General features: G+C 40.9%; 10 protein-coding genes and 1 pseudogene. 7 read left to right on the top strand and 4 right to left on the bottom strand.

Going from position 1 to position 18847, the window contains the following annotated elements; translation table 11 throughout:
- Positions 1-428 precede the first annotated feature (428 nt).
- The 3 genes from KTO63_RS17880 to KTO63_RS17870 form a co-directional block, all read right to left on the bottom strand.
- Positions 429-1454 (bottom strand): fatty acid desaturase, encoded by a 1026-nt coding sequence (locus tag KTO63_RS17880; RefSeq protein ID WP_217792884.1) that lies wholly within the window; start codon positions 1452-1454, stop codon positions 429-431.
- A gap of 478 nt (positions 1455-1932) precedes the next feature.
- Positions 1933-3585 (bottom strand): Na+/H+ antiporter, encoded by a 1653-nt coding sequence (locus tag KTO63_RS17875; RefSeq protein WP_232373234.1) that lies wholly within the window; start codon positions 3583-3585, stop codon positions 1933-1935.
- 335 nt (positions 3586-3920) lie between these two features.
- Positions 3921-4385: a hypothetical protein gene (locus KTO63_RS17870; RefSeq protein ID WP_217792883.1), complete on the bottom strand. Its 465-nt coding sequence runs from the start codon at positions 4383-4385 to the stop codon at positions 3921-3923.
- 463 nt (positions 4386-4848) lie between these two features.
- Here KTO63_RS17870 and KTO63_RS17865 point away from each other — a divergent pair, with 463 nt between their 5' ends.
- From KTO63_RS17865 to KTO63_RS17855, 3 genes are all read left to right on the top strand, one after another.
- Entirely contained in the window at positions 4849-5064 is a 216-nt protein-coding gene (locus tag KTO63_RS17865; protein ID WP_317195783.1) for a hypothetical protein, read from the top strand.
- Positions 5065-5627: 563 nt separating this feature from the next.
- Positions 5628-7085, top strand: coding sequence for a DUF1254 domain-containing protein (locus tag KTO63_RS17860; protein ID WP_217792882.1), 1458 nt, complete (start codon positions 5628-5630; stop codon positions 7083-7085).
- Positions 7086-7184: 99 nt separating this feature from the next.
- The gene (locus KTO63_RS17855) at positions 7185-8675 is read left to right on the top strand and encodes a DUF1254 domain-containing protein (RefSeq protein WP_217792881.1); all 1491 of its coding nucleotides are present in this window, start codon (positions 7185-7187) and stop codon (positions 8673-8675) included.
- Positions 8676-9527: 852 nt separating this feature from the next.
- Here KTO63_RS17855 and KTO63_RS17850 read toward each other — a convergent pair.
- Entirely contained in the window at positions 9528-14783 is a 5256-nt protein-coding gene (locus tag KTO63_RS17850) for a T9SS type A sorting domain-containing protein (RefSeq protein WP_217792880.1), read from the bottom strand.
- A 726-nt stretch (positions 14784-15509) separates the two neighbouring features.
- Between KTO63_RS17850 and KTO63_RS17845 the strand changes: the two are divergent.
- The 4 genes and pseudogenes from KTO63_RS17845 to KTO63_RS17830 all read left to right on the top strand — a co-directional run.
- Positions 15510-15785: pseudogene (locus KTO63_RS17845) on the top strand (PKD domain-containing protein); the annotation flags it as partial.
- A 30-nt stretch (positions 15786-15815) separates the two neighbouring features.
- A complete protein-coding gene (locus KTO63_RS17840) occupies positions 15816-16061 on the top strand; it encodes a T9SS type A sorting domain-containing protein (RefSeq protein ID WP_217792878.1) in 246 nt (81 codons plus the stop codon).
- A 1284-nt stretch (positions 16062-17345) separates the two neighbouring features.
- Positions 17346-18335: a hypothetical protein gene (locus tag KTO63_RS17835; RefSeq protein ID WP_217792876.1), complete on the top strand. Its 990-nt coding sequence runs from the start codon at positions 17346-17348 to the stop codon at positions 18333-18335.
- Positions 18336-18383: 48 nt separating this feature from the next.
- Entirely contained in the window at positions 18384-18833 is a 450-nt protein-coding gene (locus KTO63_RS17830) for a hypothetical protein (protein WP_217792874.1), read from the top strand.
- Positions 18834-18847 lie beyond the last annotated feature (14 nt).

Below are 18847 nucleotides of genomic sequence, written 5' to 3'. Positions count from 1 at the left end.
GGATTATCGGATACGCTCATTCAACTTTTACATCAATAGCACTGCTTTTAGATTTTGCAATAGCCTTCACTAACTGTTCTTTATGCAAACAAAAACAATTCTCGGGACTCTATTGTCTACTATTCAAATGTAGTTCCTTTCTGTTCCATTTCAAGCATTCAGGAGGACTTTGATTTTGAGATACAATTTGCCCAAATCTGTGAATAACAGGCTGTCGTAATAGATTAATGTGCATTGATGTAATTACAACAGGCCGGTACTTTCCAGGGTTGAATGTAGGATGAAAAAAAGCATTTCCGGGAGGCGGTTTCATGTAAATAGAACTCCTCGAAAGGTTTGTTTGCCCATTGGCTAATAGCGACCTCCTTGCTTTACAATAAGAGCATACCATACTCAAATTGCTCTTAAGTAACGGGTTGATTCGAAATTTATATTTTATTGGTTGTCAATACATATTTTTTCAGGAATTCTTTTTTTGAATCATGAAAGGAAGAAACGACGCCAACTTTGTACATACAGAAAATAAAGATCCAGGCAGGATCTATTTGATAAGATAAAAATCCGGCCCGGGCGCTGCCGGGATACAGGTGATGATTGTTGTGCCACTCTCCTGTAAAAATACCTGGCCTGGTTTGATTAACGGACAGATTGCTTCTGTCAAAATCCAAACCATCAATATGCTTTTCTTTTCCTTTTGCATGACCGGTATAGTTAAATGCACGAACAAAAATAAACCACAGCAAAGTGCTGCTAAAAATAGCACAGGCCAAAGCATTGCCACCTATAAAGTAGAGAAGGGTGTACCAAAAAATCCAGTTGAGTAGCCAGGATGCGATTGTATAAAGCGGATGGCCAACAGAACCCCATTTACGATATTGCTTAAATGAATTAAGCTTTACTCCGGTATGCTGCATAAAGCGTGTGACTTTTGAAAACTCTTCTTCGGAAAGATCAGGAGATACCCGCTGATGATTAAACTCTGCCAGCATGCAATACCACAAGCCCCCTCTGGAATTATAAGGATCGCCCGGCTGATCAGATGTAGAGTGATGTACATGATGTGATACAACATAAATTTCCTCAGCAAGTGTTTTAACAACCATGTGCTGCGTTAAGAAACGCCACAGAGGATGACTGAACTTATAAGCTTTATGTGTGCAATAACGGTGAAACCAAATGGTGCCATGCGTTCCCATGACGATTACACTATAAAGCACCACAACAATCATAAGCTGCCATGAAAAATATTGTGTAATAAAAAGAAATAGAAAGGGCACCATACAAACAATCATAACGATGGTCTGTAACGATATCCAGTTTTTACGCGATTTAAAAATATTCAATCGGGAAAGTGTTTCGTTGAATAGTTGTGCTTTGGTGGGAACAATCAATTCTTGATTTTCATTCTGCCATCCATAAGACGGCTTGCGCAGAATTTTATCGATAAATGCCATAAGTTCTTATAAAATATTAATGAGCCATTTGAGATTTGTTACAGGAATTATCTTTCTTTTATCCCTGGTCAAACCGCATGCTGTTGCCATGCTGCTTCACAGATGGTAAATGCAATGTAGTATTGAGTAATAGCCTGAGGAGATGTATATATTTTACCCTTCTTATTTGCTACTTGTTCTTATAACGTAGTTAGTGATGGGAATAGTAAGTAAGGCTTGTTTAAGTTGACTGCAGCAAAAAGCAAAGAGGAGGAAAAATTGTGTAAGAATTAAAACTGATCAAAACTAAATGATGGAGAACTTATTTCCGCTCTATAAAGTTAGGCTCTTTTTGCCAGTATTTGACATCGTCATTTAAAAACTTTGGTTAAAGTATTTTATGACACGGTTTGCTATTATTACTGAATGGATCGCATTGCTGAATTGTTAACGTTGCCACTTGAATTTGTTGATGCATGAAAGAAAATATTTAGCACTCTTAATTTTCAGGTTGGTCTTCCTTTGACGGAAGTTGCTGATTCAAATTTAGTTCCTCTATATCCAAATCACGTTCTACTTCTTTAAGAGCGGCGGTACTTACTTTTCCGTCTTTGTGTAATTTTAACAGCAAGTCTCTCTGAAAACCTCCGATGGCTATACGCGCTTGTTGCAAAGGTGTCAAGACCCTGACGGCTACCCGTTTTCCTCCGGTTTCATTCCAGGTATGTGCCCGGATCTCACTCATCAGTCTTGTTGCTGTTTGTTCAAATTCTTTTTTCAGTAACGCCTTAACTGATTCCTCCAATGGGACGGGATATTCGTGATCTATGTAATGCAGCGTATTCTTGATTAGATACAATTGTATTTGTCGTTCTTCTTTATCTTCTTCAGTGTTTTTTATATTAAGCCACCGGACAAGCAACGGCAGGGAAAATCCTTGTATCACCAGTGTTACAAAAATGACCACAAAGCAAAGGAACACAATCAGGGCGCGTTCGGGAAATGGTTTTCCGCTGTACAGTGTCAATGGCAAAGCAAGGGCTGCGGCCATGGATAGAACGCCTCTGGTGCCGGTCCACGCTACGATCATTACATTTTTCCATGTATCGTCATGATCTGTTTCGGAAGAACCCAACTCATGCCCTGTCTTTTTCCACTTAAAAAGACGCGCAAAATAGGCGCCGGAAAAAACCCATCCAATGCGCACACCGATGGTTACAACACTAATTAACGAGCTATACAAAAGAAGCGTGTGCCATGAGTAGTAATTAAGTTCCTGCAATATAACCGGTAACTGAAGCCCGATAGAGATAAAGACAAATCCATTGAGCAAAAACATGATCGTATCCCACACGTAAGTAGTTTGTAGGCGCATATCGTAGGAGAAAACTTCGGATGAACGCACCGAAACAACAAGTCCCGCGCTTACCACCGAAAGTATGCCCGATGCGCCTATCTGTTCGGCTGCATAATAGACGACAAACGGCGTGAGGAGTGTAAAGCAAGTTTCAACAATAGGTTGCTCATGAATTTTATTATGTATCCGGGTAATGATGTAACCGATAAGTCCTCCGATTAAAATACCACCAGCAGCTACAAATATAAATTGCAGCGCCGCCTGCCACAGTACAAAACTTCCTGTAAGAACAGCAATCAGCGCATAACGATAGGCGATCAACGCAGCTGCGTCATTTACCAGGCTTTCGCCTTCTAAAATGGCAGATACCTGCTTATTCAATGAAAGGCCTTTGAGTATGCCAGTTGCAGCGACCGCATCTGGCGGAGCAATGATGGCACCCAGTAAAAAAGCCGCAGGCCAGTTAAAAGCGGGAATAAAATAATAAGCGGTTATGGCAACTGCAAGAACCGTAAAGAACACGAGATTAACGCCCAGCGCAGAGATTGGGCGTATATTGGCTTTGAAGTCTTTCCAGGAAGTACGCGACGCTGCATCATACAACAAAGGAGGCAGGATGACCACAAAAATAACATCAGGATTGAGTATAATGCGGGGTACTCCCGGAATAAAAGCAATTATTAATCCTGCCAGTACAAGCAACACAGGATAGGGGAGCTTGATTTTATCAATGAAAGCAGATAACCCGATCAGCACTGCCATGATTAATATAATCACTTTGAAATTCTCCATCATAAAACATCTTTCGGGAACATAATGTAAGGTAGGCTTATTAGTTAACGGGGATGCCTGCGTATTGCGTTCATAAAAAAGCGTACCGCGGTAAATTGAGTAAATGCTCCGTAAAAGGCATCCTGCTCATAAATTTTTCTATTGCACAAATGTGTTGGATTGTCCGCCGTTTGAAGCATTAAATACCAAAAAATAACTTTCCAAACTGAATGCTCCTATAAAAATAGAATCGTTTTCTGGAAAGTTATTGATAACAAGTTTATGTTAAACTGAATGTTACTTTATCACGTAAATTCTGATCTCTGTCATTTTTGCCTGTTTGTAGAGACGCAATTAACTCACGGCTTATCTAGCAATTCCGGTTTTACAAACTTATCTAATTTCACCTGATTAGCGGCAATCTTGTTTTTCAGATCCTGGATGTCCACATTTAGTTTATCCAATGAACTTGATTCTTTCCTTGCGGTTTTTGAATCTGACTTGGCACTACCTGCATTGTTATTTGCAGTTCGGGCCAACTTCTTGTCTTCCGGGTGATCGCTTAGTTTACCTGCTGCTGTGGTATTTGCATCTGCAGATTTTTGAGCCTGTTGTGAGGCATCTTGTTTGTTTTTTGTTTTTTGCTCAACCTGGTTTTGAAGTTTACCCAGCTTCAGTTGATCTTCGCTGATTTTAGAAACCAAAGAGAGAGAATCTGTATTAGCCTTTTGAAAAGAGAGAGAGTCCGTGTTTGCCTTTTGAGCAGATATAGATGCACAGATAAATAATAAACCAGTGAAGGTTAATAATAATTTCTTTGTCATAATAAAAATTGAAAGAATGTTGTTAATTAAATTAAAGTCGTGGTTTGTTCGTTAAGATTTCAACCATGCCTGCAGGGCTTGAAGAATTGATTGCTTAAAACTTTGCGGAGAATAGAGAAAGAGACAGAGCTGATAGCCTGTTGTTTGAATCTTAAATCGTATCCTGAGAAAAATCTAGAGTAAGGTACGCAATAAATTCGACATAAGCGGAATTACTTTTGATAGAAATGGTAAACCGGAAATTTATGTCTACGCTACATCTCCGCCGACACCACCGTCAACAACATTGTAAAAATTTATGCACAGAAGAATATAGGGAACAACGAATAGTTGTGTCATCTTATCAAAAGTTTCAAGTATGTGAGACTTTGTGTTGACATCAAAAGAATAGATATTTTATTGGACTATATAAATTGTTTTAACTTTTAATTGGTGGGGTTAACTTATCAACCTTTCCGTTGAGGTGCTGAAAGACGCTTACTCCACAGCTATCTACGGCTCCCGGGGTACAGCAGGCGTAATACTGATCACTACCAAGAAAGGCGCAAGAGGCAAAATGTGTGTAGATGCACAAATGAGTGTTTCCTTTAACCGTCCTCGCAACGCCATTATTTTTTGCTTGGTCGCAATCTTATGTTGTATATTATTGTCGTATATCGTAGTTGATCAAAAAAAATGAGGGGTTGAAGCGGGACGGCCAATTTAAATTCTTAGTACTATTAAGATACTCGTCTAACGTGGTTTTATGCTATAAAGACGTGAAGTAAATAACATGCATAACTTTGTTGCATAATTCAATTCTATTTCCTTTTCGTGCCTGTGACCGAAGGCAAAAAAAACTCCCCTTATTACTTCGTTTCCATTGTTATAATACTTACTATCTGTTCCACAATTCATGCGGAAGTTTAAGGATCAAATGAATGGTTTGAAAAAGCTAACATCAAACCACACATGGGGGTGCTGACTGGAGAGCGTCTGTAATTGAACAAATCGTGGATATTACTGTTACTTATTTTGTGCATTGTGCATCGAAGAACCAGAAAGTAGGTTTGACTAATCTGCTGGAGAATGGCTGTCGGTTGCAGCTCCCGCTCAGAAGATATTCAATTTTTTTTCGTAAACATTTTGTCGGCCAAATTGTTTACAAATCTGAAAGTTTGACAAATGTTTAGTTTACAATTTTACTAGACGTTATTTGTCCACACACACAACTTCAGATAAATAAGAACAAAAATCCAGATAATGTATAAAAGCATAATTTTCTCACTTTTCGTTATAATTATGATTGCCTGCAATCAATCCTCAACCGAATCCAAACAAACGAAGGGAAACGCAGATACTTTAACTACAACGTCTTTTATACCTGCAAATATCAAGGAGCAAATGATGTATCAGCGTGCACTGCAAGCCGTTATTTGGGGAATGCCGGCAGTAAACTATGACCTGATGCTCCAGGAAATGTTAACAAAGACAGCTGGCAAACAAAACGAGATTGTTTATTGGTCCAGACCAGTTGATTGGCACAATCAAACGCTCACGCCTAATCCTGATGCGATTTATTTCATGATATTTTTTAATACAAAGGATGCAGGACCGCTGGTGATCAGTGTTCCACCTGCAGACGGCGTTTCATCATTTGCTGGTAATATAGACAATGTGTTTCAAATGCCATTAGAAGACGCGGGACCTTATGGCGCAGATAAAGGGGCAGGCGGAAAATACCTTATCCTGCCTCCGGGATATCAGCAGAAGCCACCTTCCGGGTACATTGTATTGGCCGCGGATACTTATGAAGGATATGCGCTATTGCGTTCCAATCTGCCCAGCCATAATGATGCAGATGTGGCCAAAGCTGTCAACTATGGTAAACAACTCAAAGTTTACCCCTTATCAAAGGCGGGTAACCCCTCAGAAACGAAGTTTACCGATGCGAGCGATGTATTATATGATGCCACTATTCAATATGATGTGAAGTTTTTTCGTTCGCTTGACCGCATTGTGCAAAGCCAGCCCTGGCTTACCCGCGATAAGGCGATGATTGATTTATTAAAAACCATCGGCATAGAAAAAGGTAAACAATTTAATCCGGATACTAAAACCAACGATATCCTAAACGCTGCTGCAAAAGCAGCCCATGATTATATCGAAGTAATGTATGATGCAGGTTTTCCACCGCTTAATAGCGATGCGCATTGGGCAGTGCCGGCTATGCCGGAGCTCGTGAAAGCGGGGTCGTCAGGGTATACTGAAACTGACATTTATCCAGTGGATGCGCGCAGTTTGACTTATGCAATTGGTTATGTCGGAATAAAGCGTTTGGGTACTGCACAGATTTATCTTATAGCCGGCAAGGACAAAGACGGCAATGCACTCAGCGGTGCCGAGATCTATCGTCTTCATGTGCCTGCCAATGTGCCTACGAAGCAGTATTGGTCAGCCACCGTATATGACCGCCAAACACACGCATTAATTAAGAACCTTTCGCGTGCCAGTTGCGCCTCCAACGATAAAACGGTTCAGAAAAACACGGATGGTTCCGTGGATGTTTATTTTGCTCCGCAATCACCTGCTGGCAAACAGTCTAATTGGGTGCCAACAGATCCCAAAGGGCAATTTGAAGTGTTATTTAGATTATACGGACCAGAAAAAGCATTGTTTGAAAAAACCTGGAAACTTGGAGATATTGAAAAAGAGAAATAGGTCATTGACAAAGTACATAATCGCAAACCATCCTTGACGTGTACAAGATCATAAAAAAAATAAGGTAATAGGCAACGCTCACTAAATAAAATCTTTTAGATGTATAAAAAAATCCTCCTGATTGTATTGCCGGTAATCATGTGTTCCTGCAATCAAAACTCAAATAAACAAGCTACGACCACCGCGGCCACTATAGCTGATAGCTCAACTCCAAATCAAACCTCACGGGTGCTGCCACCCAGCCCGGATTCCACTACTAAAATTACCGTAGAATATGCCAGGTTAGTCGCGAAGGATGCCTATTTCTGGGCCTGGCCGATGGTAAATATTTACAACCGGCGCCTCGCATTTTCGCAAGTGAAAGAAATTGTAATGTCTGGCCCTTTGATACAAGCGCCACTCAATCAATTTGGGTTACTTACAGATTATGTCATACCCACTGAAAGGGCTATCGCATGTCCGAACCAGGACGTCGTGTATGGTATCGGTGCTTTGGCATTGGACCTGTCACCTGTGGTAATACAAGTTCCTGATTTTGGTAAGCGTTTCTGGGTGTACCAGATCGTTGATCTTCGTACCGATGGATTTGTACAGCTTGGCCAGATGTATGATACAAAGCCTGGATTTTATTTGCTTGTAGGACCAAATTGGAATGGAAAAGTTCCCGGTGGCATTGCAAAAGTTTTTCGGTCCAGCAGCAATACCGGCATTGTTGGTCCCAGGATTTTTATGGATGATACGCCGGAAGATCGCGCGGCCATTCAGCCCGTTTTGCAATCAGTAGTAATGTATCCTTTATCAGATTTTGATGGGAAAATGAAGAAAAAAGATTGGAAAAATGTGAAAACACTTCCAGCAGCGTCGATGGGTAACCAGGAAATGTCTTGGGTGTTTCCTGATAAATTCTTTGATGAATTGCCCATCGTTCTTGCGGACGCTCCTCCCATGCCTGGTGAAGAGGCCCGCTATGCACAGGTCCTGGCTGTGATTGCTGCCGCGAGAAAAGATCCGGCTATAAAAAAGGCCATGATAGAAGCAGCAGCAGAGGTTGAAGCGCAGGTGATTAAACCACTGTTTGAGTTCCGAAATTTTGGACGACAATTGCCTTTTTATTGGAGTACCATTAACAATGGTGCTGCATTTGGCACCGATTACTTTACACGGACTGCTACTGCTAAATCGAATATCCTGGTGAATAAGGAAAAAGAGGCAAAATATTTTTACCAGGATCGTGATTCAGCGGGTATAAGGTTAAATAGTGCCAACAAATACGAAATAACATTTACAAAAGAAAATATGCCACCGGTTAATGGATTTTGGTCACTCACATTGTATAATCAACATCATTTTTTTGAACTAAACAATTTAAACCGGTATTCATTGGGAACCAAGAATAAATCAATGAAGACCAATAGTGATGGATCCTTAACGATTTATGTCCAGTCTGCACCGCCGGCGAAAGAGTACGAATCGAACTGGTTGCCGGCAGTGGAAAAAGGTGAATTTTCCCTTTACTTGCGTACTTACTGGCCAAAAGAAGAAGTGTTGGACGGAAGGTGGATGCCACCGGCCGTTTCAAAAATAAAATGAGAGTCAAAAGGGACAATTAGAAATGCTGGCCGCTGCTGTTTATCGGGGCTATACTGTTTAAGTTTACTGAATAGCATTGTTTCACGGCTAAAGAAATTTTCTGTGTTATTGCGCTAGGCTCGTACTTTTTAAACTTGAGTCTTTACTGAATACTTCATTAGCGTGCTCAAAATGTTAAAGGAGCCGGCGCCCCAAAGAGTTTGGGTAAATGATTAAAGGCTTTGATAATTTTTGGACGGTTTTTTTCATCGCACCATATCCTAAATTCGTTCGAACTGTCTATATCTTCTTGGCTCCCTGTGACATCTATCATCGTTTTTTTCCTTAAAATCATCCTAAGTATAAAGCTCCCGCCTTCGTATTTATATTTGTATCCATCATCGTCCTTCGAGAATTTCAGCACATTCCAGTGGTGACTTCGTGGGATGGTGGCTGATGATCCTGATTGCCAAATAGAATTGAAGGTATTTAACTGTTCCATCACTAACGAAACTAAACAAATAAAAAAAACAGACGAACTATATAGAAATTGTCATTTCGAGTTCGGTACAAAACGAATTTATTCAAAAAAAATACTCGCAAATAAAGCAGGATATACCAATATTGTTCATACTAAAGGCGTCTAAAGCAGAAACTTTGTGATGTGCCATTTGTGAGTCAAATCCACTAGAGTACTTTTAAGGATTTTTTAAAGAGTATAATTGTAAGACCAAGTTTATCAGTTCGTATGTCCGTACGACTAGGTAAAACAAGCAAATTCTGGTAAAAGCATTATAGCTAAACCTGATATTGTGACATTTGAAATTTCAATTCAGGTATGCTGTCATTTGCCAATCTATTTATACAACTCTTTTATTGTATAATCACCTTCTTCTGATAACTAAAGGTATTGTCGGTTTTTATAAGTTGAACAATATAAACTCCAGCTGATAAATCTTTAACATTTATCAAGTTTTTTAAAATGCCCGTACTTGTAGAAACTGAGAGCAGGTGTTGATTTACAACACGACCATACATATCATACAGACGTAATTGATAACTACCGGTATGCAGGCTATTCATCTCTACTGATAACATTTGTGCACCGCTTCGTAACGGGTTAGGAAAAATCGTTACAATATTTGTTCCATCATTACAACTTTTCACATTAACTGATACCGTTGTACCAATACTATATTTTCCGTCTGCGTCGTTTGTTCGTAAGCGATAATAATAGACGGCGTCATTGGTTATGTGATTATCGCTAAAGTTATAACTGTGCTGCAATTCATAAGAACCCGCAGGCTGAAGCACAGCTACGCTCTCGTAATTACGACCGTTGACACTACGTTCCACACTATAGCTGACGATGTTTTGTTCTTTAATGGTAGTCCAGTTAATTGTATTTTCACAATTGATATTCGTTACTGTAAAGCTTAATAATTCAACAGGCAACGGTACAGAATTTATTTGAGAAGGTCTCCAGCTTTCACAATTGCAAGAGCCTTGTTTTACTACCAGCAAGACAGATTTACCCGAAGCATCGACAGGGATAGGAGTGAGGTTGATCACTTTCGCGAAGCTATCTACAGCCGCAGGAGATAACGCCATATCTACCACCAGTGGGCCTGCCAGCAGCACATTGTCTGCCGCATCATAAACACCGTTGCTATTCATGTCTGCGTACAGCGAATATTGCAATGTACCCGCAGGTATGGCAATGGCGCCCGTATTAGTGATTGTAAGAGTTGCGGTGTTACCAGCGCTGATTTGCAGGGATGCAGCTTTTGCCTGGTATTTTTGTATAGAAAGGCTAATTGTATCTGATCCTTTAATGGTGGCGCTTTGACATAATCCTCCTGGTACACAGGTGGCAGGAGTAGAAAATGAATTAACGACCATGTCACGCAGTTCAACATTTTCGGGTGTACAACCAATCGTTGTCGGAACTGTATTGTTAACGGTAAACAGCACACTAAACTTCACTGAATCACCAACTGCGACATTAGCCGGCATTGTCCACGAATAGATGGTTATGCTGCCCGTATTTTGTTGCCGCATAGAACCATTATCCGGTGCAGTGCCTCCATTTGAAGAGGGTGTAAAGTTGCTGATCGTCAGCCAGCTCGGCACTTCAATTTCCACCGCTTCACGGCTAACATCACTTACGTTGGGACCATTGTTTACTGCGACATAGGTGTAGGTAAAACTTTGGCCGGCGCATGCAAGTATATTGGAGTTGTCCACTGTTTTGCGAAGCTTGAAGTTATTGACGCTTGTAAGGGGATCCCCAACTAAAATAAATGGATTGCTGGAAGTTTTTAGTGTTGAGATAGATGTTCCGCATCCCGTAACACCTGAACCCTGGAAGGTGAGATAGTCTCCGCTAGTGAAGCTGCAATCTTTAGCTTGTCCTTTAAAAGTAAGTTTTAGCGAATCGTTGCCAACCATACCGGTAGCCGCCAGGGATGGGATAGATGCCGCTATATCCCATTTGTACGACCCGTTCACAAGCACGGGGTCTGCAATGTTGGTAAAAGTATTCCTGGGATATTCCACCTGGCTGGTGCCCGGTTCAATAATAAAACCACTGGCAGGCAAATTACTTTGAATGGTGGGGCCATACACTGTACCTGGCTGCACATTGGTGAGCTTAACACGATAGACCGTATCCGTACAAAGTGTTTGCGGTCCTGTTGGTTGTACCTGTACCTGGAACTGCAATTGAGCCTGTTGAGATACGATGTAAAGTGGTAGGGCGCTAAAGCTACATAGAGAGGCACTGAGCGACGAAGGATATCCAAAGCAACTGTATCCATATTTCAGGTTAATAGTATCTTTTATACAGTTGGCATAACCTACCGTTAACCGGTAGTATGTATTGGTGGCCTTGTCGAAGTCACCAAGCTGGTAGATGCCGTTTGCAGGAGTTACAAGAGCGATCACTGTGCCATTAACGCCGCTAAGTTTTTCAAGTTTTTGGATAAAAGTTGTACCCCCGATATTTTGTGCGAGCCAAGTGAAGTTAGCGGCTGCCAATGAAGAAGTATTACTGATCTGCAGATCCCACACTGCTGTATTGCCTGTTACCGTGATTGTCTGGGGCGAAGTGGCAATATTTATCGCAGGAGCATTGACAGTAATAATAGGTTGGATAGGTACGATAACAGCCGCAGAATTATAGGCAGTTGAACTTATTCCTTTGAAATAGGTTTGATAACTGAGCTTGGTAGTTGTTTGTCCAGTTGCACACAAAGGCAAGAATTTTGTTTGAACAGTGCCAACAAACCCTTCGTCGTTAATTCGCAGCGGACCTCCATTATCTGCATACAGTTGCCGGATATTAAAAACGACACTATCAGCATACACTGTAGCGTAGCCGCTGATGTCAAGCGGAAAAATGCCTGGCTGGTTAGTCAAAGCAGTGATTGTTGCTTTGCCCGCCCATTTCAAATTAGAAGGTATCCCTATTACAATTCTGTCAAAAGCTGCAACAGGCCGGTATTCGAACCAGAACTGCAGATTGTTGTAATTGCTGCAACATGGTCCAACGCTAAAGTAGTGGTTGCTGGATACGACTATGGTGTCACATCCATTGCCGGTTGCTGCATTTACGACCTCCGTATAATAAACCGGTAGTATCTGCAGGCTGGCATAACTGGTATCGCAGGCATATTTATCTGCGGCTGCAACAGGATTGGCGATGTTACTCAAATAAAAATCCCCCATTATGTTTGCGGACACAGTTGCGAGAGGTGAAGTAAGTATTCCATAATCGTTATAATACCTCATTTGAGCGACAAGAGAGTCGCCATCTTCAAATTTCGAATAACCGGCAATACATGTGCTTATTTTGGAAATACTAAAATCCATGCGCCACTGATTCTTTTGGGTTTTTGTAAGTGGCAAATTATTACAGGTGCCCAACAGGCTTCCGCCCCGATAAATGGATAAGCCGGCATCGATTATTTGTAAGCTGTTGTCCGCGAATGAAAAGCTGCTGGTATTGGGCTCAAAATAACCATAGATAAAATCGTTGGCACCAGCTACCACATTGGCAGAAATTGTCGCCGCCGCTGTGTCTCCCTTGATAAGAAGATCTGTGCGCACTTTGCTCATATCCAATGTTCCATCCGGAATGCCATCATTGTTGGAATCCGCGAGACCATAGTTGGTGCGGGTAAAGTTAAATCGTTCACCGGACAAACCTCCCCTGACACAATTAGCCGGACAGCTGAACGCTAATGTATCATTCAGGCAACTTAAGTACTCGTAGGGATAGCAGGAAGTTTCCGCACCTCTTATTTTAAACTTTATATTCACCGGCGCATACGTTACACCGGTATTTGCGATACACGAAGTTGATACAAGGTTTTTTAAGTATAAAAGCGTTCCGCTCAAATTAGTTGCACTAATGGGGGTGGACCGGAAAGTGATCTCCCAGGTAGTATCCGATGAAGTGGCCGCTAGCTGTGTAATGGTTACCGGATGTGAAATCGACCCCGTTTTAGGTACAAGATCAACATTCGAAGTAAGACGCGATAAACTTAAAAATGCTGGTAATTTTACTTCATAACTAAAAACCGTTGTTGCCGTTGGAAACTGAGTAGCTGTAAATGAGGAAGTGCTATTTGTATACACCAATGTATAATTTTCATTGGGGAAAATGCTGCTAAGGCCGCTTGCCTTTATCACGGTGGTGCTTTCGGATTGTATAGCCAGAAGTTGGGTAATGGCAGATTTGGCTTCAGCACTTGCACAGGAAGCGGAGTATCCTATCTGTGTAATTACTGGTGCTTTGGCCAGATTTACGGTTGATACGCACGATGTAAAATTGAACAGGCAGGCATACACATTAAATTTCACCCGTACCGAATCGTTGGCATTTAATACTGGAACGGTTATTCTCACAAGACGTGTTTTCCCAAATGCGCACATGGAAGAAAGAGCGGCGCCGGTAATGGTGCGGGTGCTGTCAGACGCTACGGTCTGAAAACTTCCAGTATTGGTTTTGATTTGCAAAGTAGACGGGTCAATCCATGTCGTGCCAAATGATTCCGCAAATCCTACTCCACTGGCATCCGCGGTTCCTATTACGATGTGTACATTATAGGCCGGTCCAGCGGTGTTTTTTATTACGAAGCTTTGCGTAACGGGCGTAGAGCCATCTACACACGGGTAGTAGGGTGATGAGGAATAATTATCTACTGTGATGGAGATATTGGGTTGGGATACAGTGGGAATCGTCACGCCGCCTGTTGCTTTGCCTTGATTGCAGGCATTGTTGCCAGTACAATTTAATTCAGTGGACATGCGGTCACTGGTATTGGTGCATTTTACAATGGTAAGGTTTTGAGTTACGGTAAAACTTTCACTGTTCTCAAAATGAGAATCTCCGTCTCCAACACCAGTTAAATTGGTTATTTTCCAGACATACGCAGTGTCATTGCCACTGTTGATCGCTACTTTACTCACCAAAGTTATTACAGAACCGGCTGGACCTGTGAGGCTTGTAGCTGTACGTGCATTGCCTACAGTGTCCTTAAATAATAAAGTGTCTACATAGCCGCCTCCGGTATTCGTTATCGTAATTGCCCGGCTGTAGCTGGTTAACAAAGCACCATTAAAATTTTGGTTGGTTATTGCATTAATGATAAATACCGCAGCATTTGCATTAATATTAGAACTATTGGTTGAGCTGCTACCAATATTGGCGGTAGTTATTGATGCGGCGAACGATGAACCACCGCCATAGCTACAATTGGCCACCACGTTAAAACTTAACGTCGTGGCACTGGATGCAGGTAAGGTCGGGACATTGAATACAGGTGCTGTGGCTGTGCCGCCAATGCTGCTAATGTTGGCACCATTGTCAATCCCGGCAGAACCCGCCACATATGATAATCCGACAGGTAGCGTAATGGTCAATTTATTGGTGGTGGAAGCAGTGGTACCAGGATTCATTAAGACTGTAAATGTTGCCGCAGGGCCGCAAATATTAATTGGCTGTGCAGATGTAGATGCCGTGAATTGAGTAAGCTGCCCGGTGGCGCTGTTAGTTATAAGTGCAATGAAAAGTATAAGCAGTGCATAATAGCGTCTGCCATTTTGCAGGAAAGTTTTCTTCATACAATAAGCGTTTAAACATCCAAGAAATATGCTTTTCAAAAGGGATCACGTAAACTTTACTAGTATTCAATGGATTCGTGCATTGATTTTCAGGGTGACAAGGATGCGAAATCACTCCGAGGAAGTGAATTGTGAGTGAAGTGGGGTTGTGGTAGCACTCGAAGCACAAGTCTGAGAGTAGCAACATTGTAACCTACAGATAAATTATTTCGGTTTTAAAAGTTTGTGTTACTCACTTGGGACGAATAATTGGGACGCTTCAATTGTTAAATAGGGACATTTAGTGCTTTCAGAGGAATGATTGTCGTAAAATATTCAACAGCTTGTGAGAACAGAAGGTTTGCAACTGTGGAAAAAAATTGAATGCCGCTATTCTAGGAAAATTTCTTTTTTAAGTATGGGGCTGCATTGATTGTAGGCGCTGAGTGGGAATTCACACAGTTCTTCATCACAGTACCAAAAAGTGAAGCCGATATCAATACAACTCAATCTTATGATACTGACGGCACTGTTGTTTCATACAAATGGACTATCTCGGACAAACCTTTAAATCTAATCAATCCTACAACGGGAACTGTGGTTAAGAGTCATGAACGTTGGTGATTCATGGGTGAAACTGGTTGTAACAGATAACAGGGGCGGTCAAGACTCTGTGCTCATACATGTGATTGTGACAACAGATTTTCCTCCTGTAGCAAAGCAAGATTCGACTTTGTTACATCTGACTCTTGGACATACTTGAGTGGTGCAGGTTCTTTCGATCTCGAAGGTCACATCGCAACGTTCAAATGGGAACAGGTATTCGGAACTTCAACTGCAACCATTATAAGCGGAAATACCATGTTCCCAACAGTTTCAGGGCCAGCGCGTGGTGTTTACAGATTTGTGATGGTTGTAACAGATGACCCAGGATTCTCATCTGCCGATTTTGTAACAGTTTACGGTAATACCATCCAACAGCGAAACTGTTGTTCCCAATCAGTTGCTGGTGGGAACACTTAGAGGTGATCTTTGTGCAAATGGGGCTCTGCATTGCTGTATCCAAATCCGGTACGCGAATCAGACAAGCTATTGTTGAATAATACACTTACCGGAAAAGTGCAGATTGCAATATTTGACGCTACCGGCAAAGTGCAAATGACAGCGAACTACGATAAACGCACTTCCGACTTCCAACAACAACTGGACGTTTCCAAACTTCCTCAAGGTGTTTACTATATGCAGATAATGGTAGATGGTAAATCTGCAAGCGCTGTTAAAAAGTTCATCAAATTCTAATTGAAAATTTAATCACTAAGGGCCGTCCGGCCCTTTTGTTTTAATTCGATAGCAAATGGATTAGTTGAATTTACTTGTAGCGCTTACCGTTCCACATACTCCTTGAATCAACAACTTTTATCCTGATAATATCTCGTGTTATCTGTTGGCTATCGGCCTTCGATTATTGTGTATGACGGAGTGTTTTTAGATTGGTTTTGTTATCCGCGGTATCAATCACCAGTAACCTGGTGGCAGTCGTCAACGATGGTATTTCTAGTGGCTTTGCATTTAACTATTATTTCATACTTGACAATCATGCCTCGCATGCCCAGACAATATCAGGTAGACTTTGTTTGCGATATTGTTCATTTGACAGGCACGCCAAATAATTAGTCACTAGCCTCAATGGTGGTATATTGAGGGGTAGATTATGCCGCTATTTGTTGAGCAGCGTTTTATTAGAAATCGCTGATATTCCAATAGAATCGCTGAAAATTCATTGTACTAAATACAATGATACTTTACTATGGCTTAATGGGCAAGGAAACATAAATGTATTAATTGGCTTCTTGGACAATGCAATTAGCGTCATTGAAAAATAATCACGAGTAAATCGTAGAGTCTCGGTAATTGAAACAACCGAATAGTGATCCGTCCTCCAATAGAGAACTTAGGTTAAAGTGTGTCACACACTTTTAGAAAATTGTTGAGATAAGAGAATATCCTTAGCATAGTCTATCGAGTTCAGTTCAGCATAAGTTTTACCGAAGTTATAACGCGGTGTTTTTTTATCTGCTTCTTTAAGTCGTTAATCAGGGCTATACTATATCAAATCTCAACACAAGATGTTTTACAGGTTTTCTTATTTAGTCTTAGTAATAAGTTGATCTGATTATAAGTTTTCTGCCGATAAGTTGTGCAATCGTTTGAATATTGCGTTAACTAATGATTAACGTATGTTAATCATCTTAGCCCGGTCGCTGTTTTTCGACGGTTTAATTGTTTGAAAATGCAATCGAAGAATTCTCTAACGAAATTGTAGATCCTTTACAGATCAAATTTTCCCGTTAAAGAAAAGCATGGTTCAATTTTCTTTTAACAGTGAAAACTTCATAAGAAGTTATTGTTTAGTTACTTCGGATTTTACGGTTCAAGCCAGAAATAAATTTCTTTTCTGTTACTAGGCACTTGCAAGATTTAAAAATGAAAAATACATTAGAGCTACGATTGTATATGTGCGTCAGAATAATATTTTAGTTCATAAAATGTAACCGTTCTGTATTTGCCCGTTAAACCTTCTTTATGAAATCAACCCTAAATGTACCTGCCCGGGAAATTGCCGGTAAATTCATGTTTGCAGTTTTGGTTGTCGTTAATTTTCAGCAGATAAAGGCGCAAGTTGCTTCATCAAATGATTTAAGCATCGAAGGTATATCCAATAAATCTCTCTCTGTAATTGATGAAAAATACTCCTCCTTAAATAATCGAATAAATAAGTTTTTAGCCAACGAGCTTTGTAAGCAACAAAGACTCGAAAGTAGACTTCAGCGAAAACTTGCAAAAAAAGACAGTACTGCGGCATATCAAACCTTCGCGAAATCACAACAAGAATTAGAAAGACTAAAACAGCTCGTAAATAATCCTCTCAATGGTAAGAGGATATCGAACTATATTCCCAAACTGGATAGTTTGCAAACCGCGTCAAAGTTTTTAACTCAGGGTAATCTTATCAATTCTACCCAAATTGATAATGTTAAGCGAGTAAGTGGGGATTTGCAAAAGCTTGAAGGAAATTTTTATTCAGCAGAACAGATCGAAGCTTATCTCAAGCAAAGAAAGGAGTTGTTAACTGCACAGCTCGAAAAATTTGGAATGACCAAGGAGATAGCCAACTTGAAAAATCAAGCCTATTACTATCGACAACAAATAGAAGAATATAAAGGCATTTTTAATGACCAACAGAAACTCGAAGAAAAAGCACTGTCAACACTTCGTCAGCTTCCAGCTTTTCAAAAGTTTTTGCAACACAATAGCTATCTCTCCGAGTTGTTTCCATCGCCCTCTGGTGGAAGTGTAGGAGAGGCTTCTGCGAATAGTATTCCAGGATTACAAACAAGAACCCAAGTGCAGCAACTGTTACAAGAAAGAGCAGGATCTGCCTTATCAACACCCTCAAACGCCACAAATGCAGTCGCCAACCCGTTGCAACAAAATATTAGTGCTGCGCAAGGCCAGGTGGATCAGTTACGAAATAAACTGAGCAATATTGGCAATAGCAGTAATATTGAATAACCAGATTTCAAGCCGAATACACAGCATACTAAAACCTTTTTACAACGCTTGCAACCTGGGTTTAATATCCAGTCAGCAGGAGCCACTACTTTTCTTCCGGCAGCTACCGACATAGCCGCAACTCTCGGCTATAAACTAAATGATAAAAGTGTCATTGGGGTTGGATTGTCCTATAAAATGGGTTGGGGCGCTCCTGTAAAAGACATTCACATCAGCCATGAAGGCTTTGGATTGCGAAGCTATCTCGATTATAAGATAAAGGGAGGATGGTGGGCCAGCGGAGGAGTGGAAATGAACTATATGCAATCCTTTAAAAGTCTACGGGAATTGCATGATAACGTTACGGTTTGGCAACATAGCGCATTACTTGGCGTTACCAAAAAAATAGCGGTGGGTAAATATACCAATAACGTTCAATTGCTTTATGACTTCCTGTGGCGTCAACAGGTACCAAATGGCCAACCCGTGAAATTTAGAGTTGGGATAGGGTTGAAATAATCGGAGAGCAAATA

It is taken from the genome of Pinibacter aurantiacus (assembly GCF_019130065.1).
GTDB lineage: Bacteria > Bacteroidota > Bacteroidia > Chitinophagales > Chitinophagaceae > Pinibacter > Pinibacter aurantiacus.
Note: the sequence above shows the minus strand (reverse complement) of the source record. Positions and strands in the feature narration are given on the sequence as shown.

Coding starts and splice junctions, on each gene's coding strand:
- KTO63_RS17850 (WP_217792880.1), bottom strand. CDS start 14,783: ATGAAGAAAACTTTCCTGCAAAATGGCAGACGCTATTATGCACTGCTT.
- KTO63_RS17860 (WP_217792882.1), top strand. CDS start 5,628: ATGTATAAAAGCATAATTTTCTCACTTTTCGTTATAATTATGATTGCC.
- KTO63_RS17875 (WP_232373234.1), bottom strand. CDS start 3,585: ATGATGGAGAATTTCAAAGTGATTATATTAATCATGGCAGTGCTGATC.
- KTO63_RS17870 (WP_217792883.1), bottom strand. CDS start 4,385: ATGACAAAGAAATTATTATTAACCTTCACTGGTTTATTATTTATCTGT.
- KTO63_RS17855 (WP_217792881.1), top strand. CDS start 7,185: ATGTATAAAAAAATCCTCCTGATTGTATTGCCGGTAATCATGTGTTCC.
- KTO63_RS17835 (WP_217792876.1), top strand. CDS start 17,346: ATGAAATCAACCCTAAATGTACCTGCCCGGGAAATTGCCGGTAAATTC.
- KTO63_RS17880 (WP_217792884.1), bottom strand. CDS start 1,454: ATGGCATTTATCGATAAAATTCTGCGCAAGCCGTCTTATGGATGGCAG.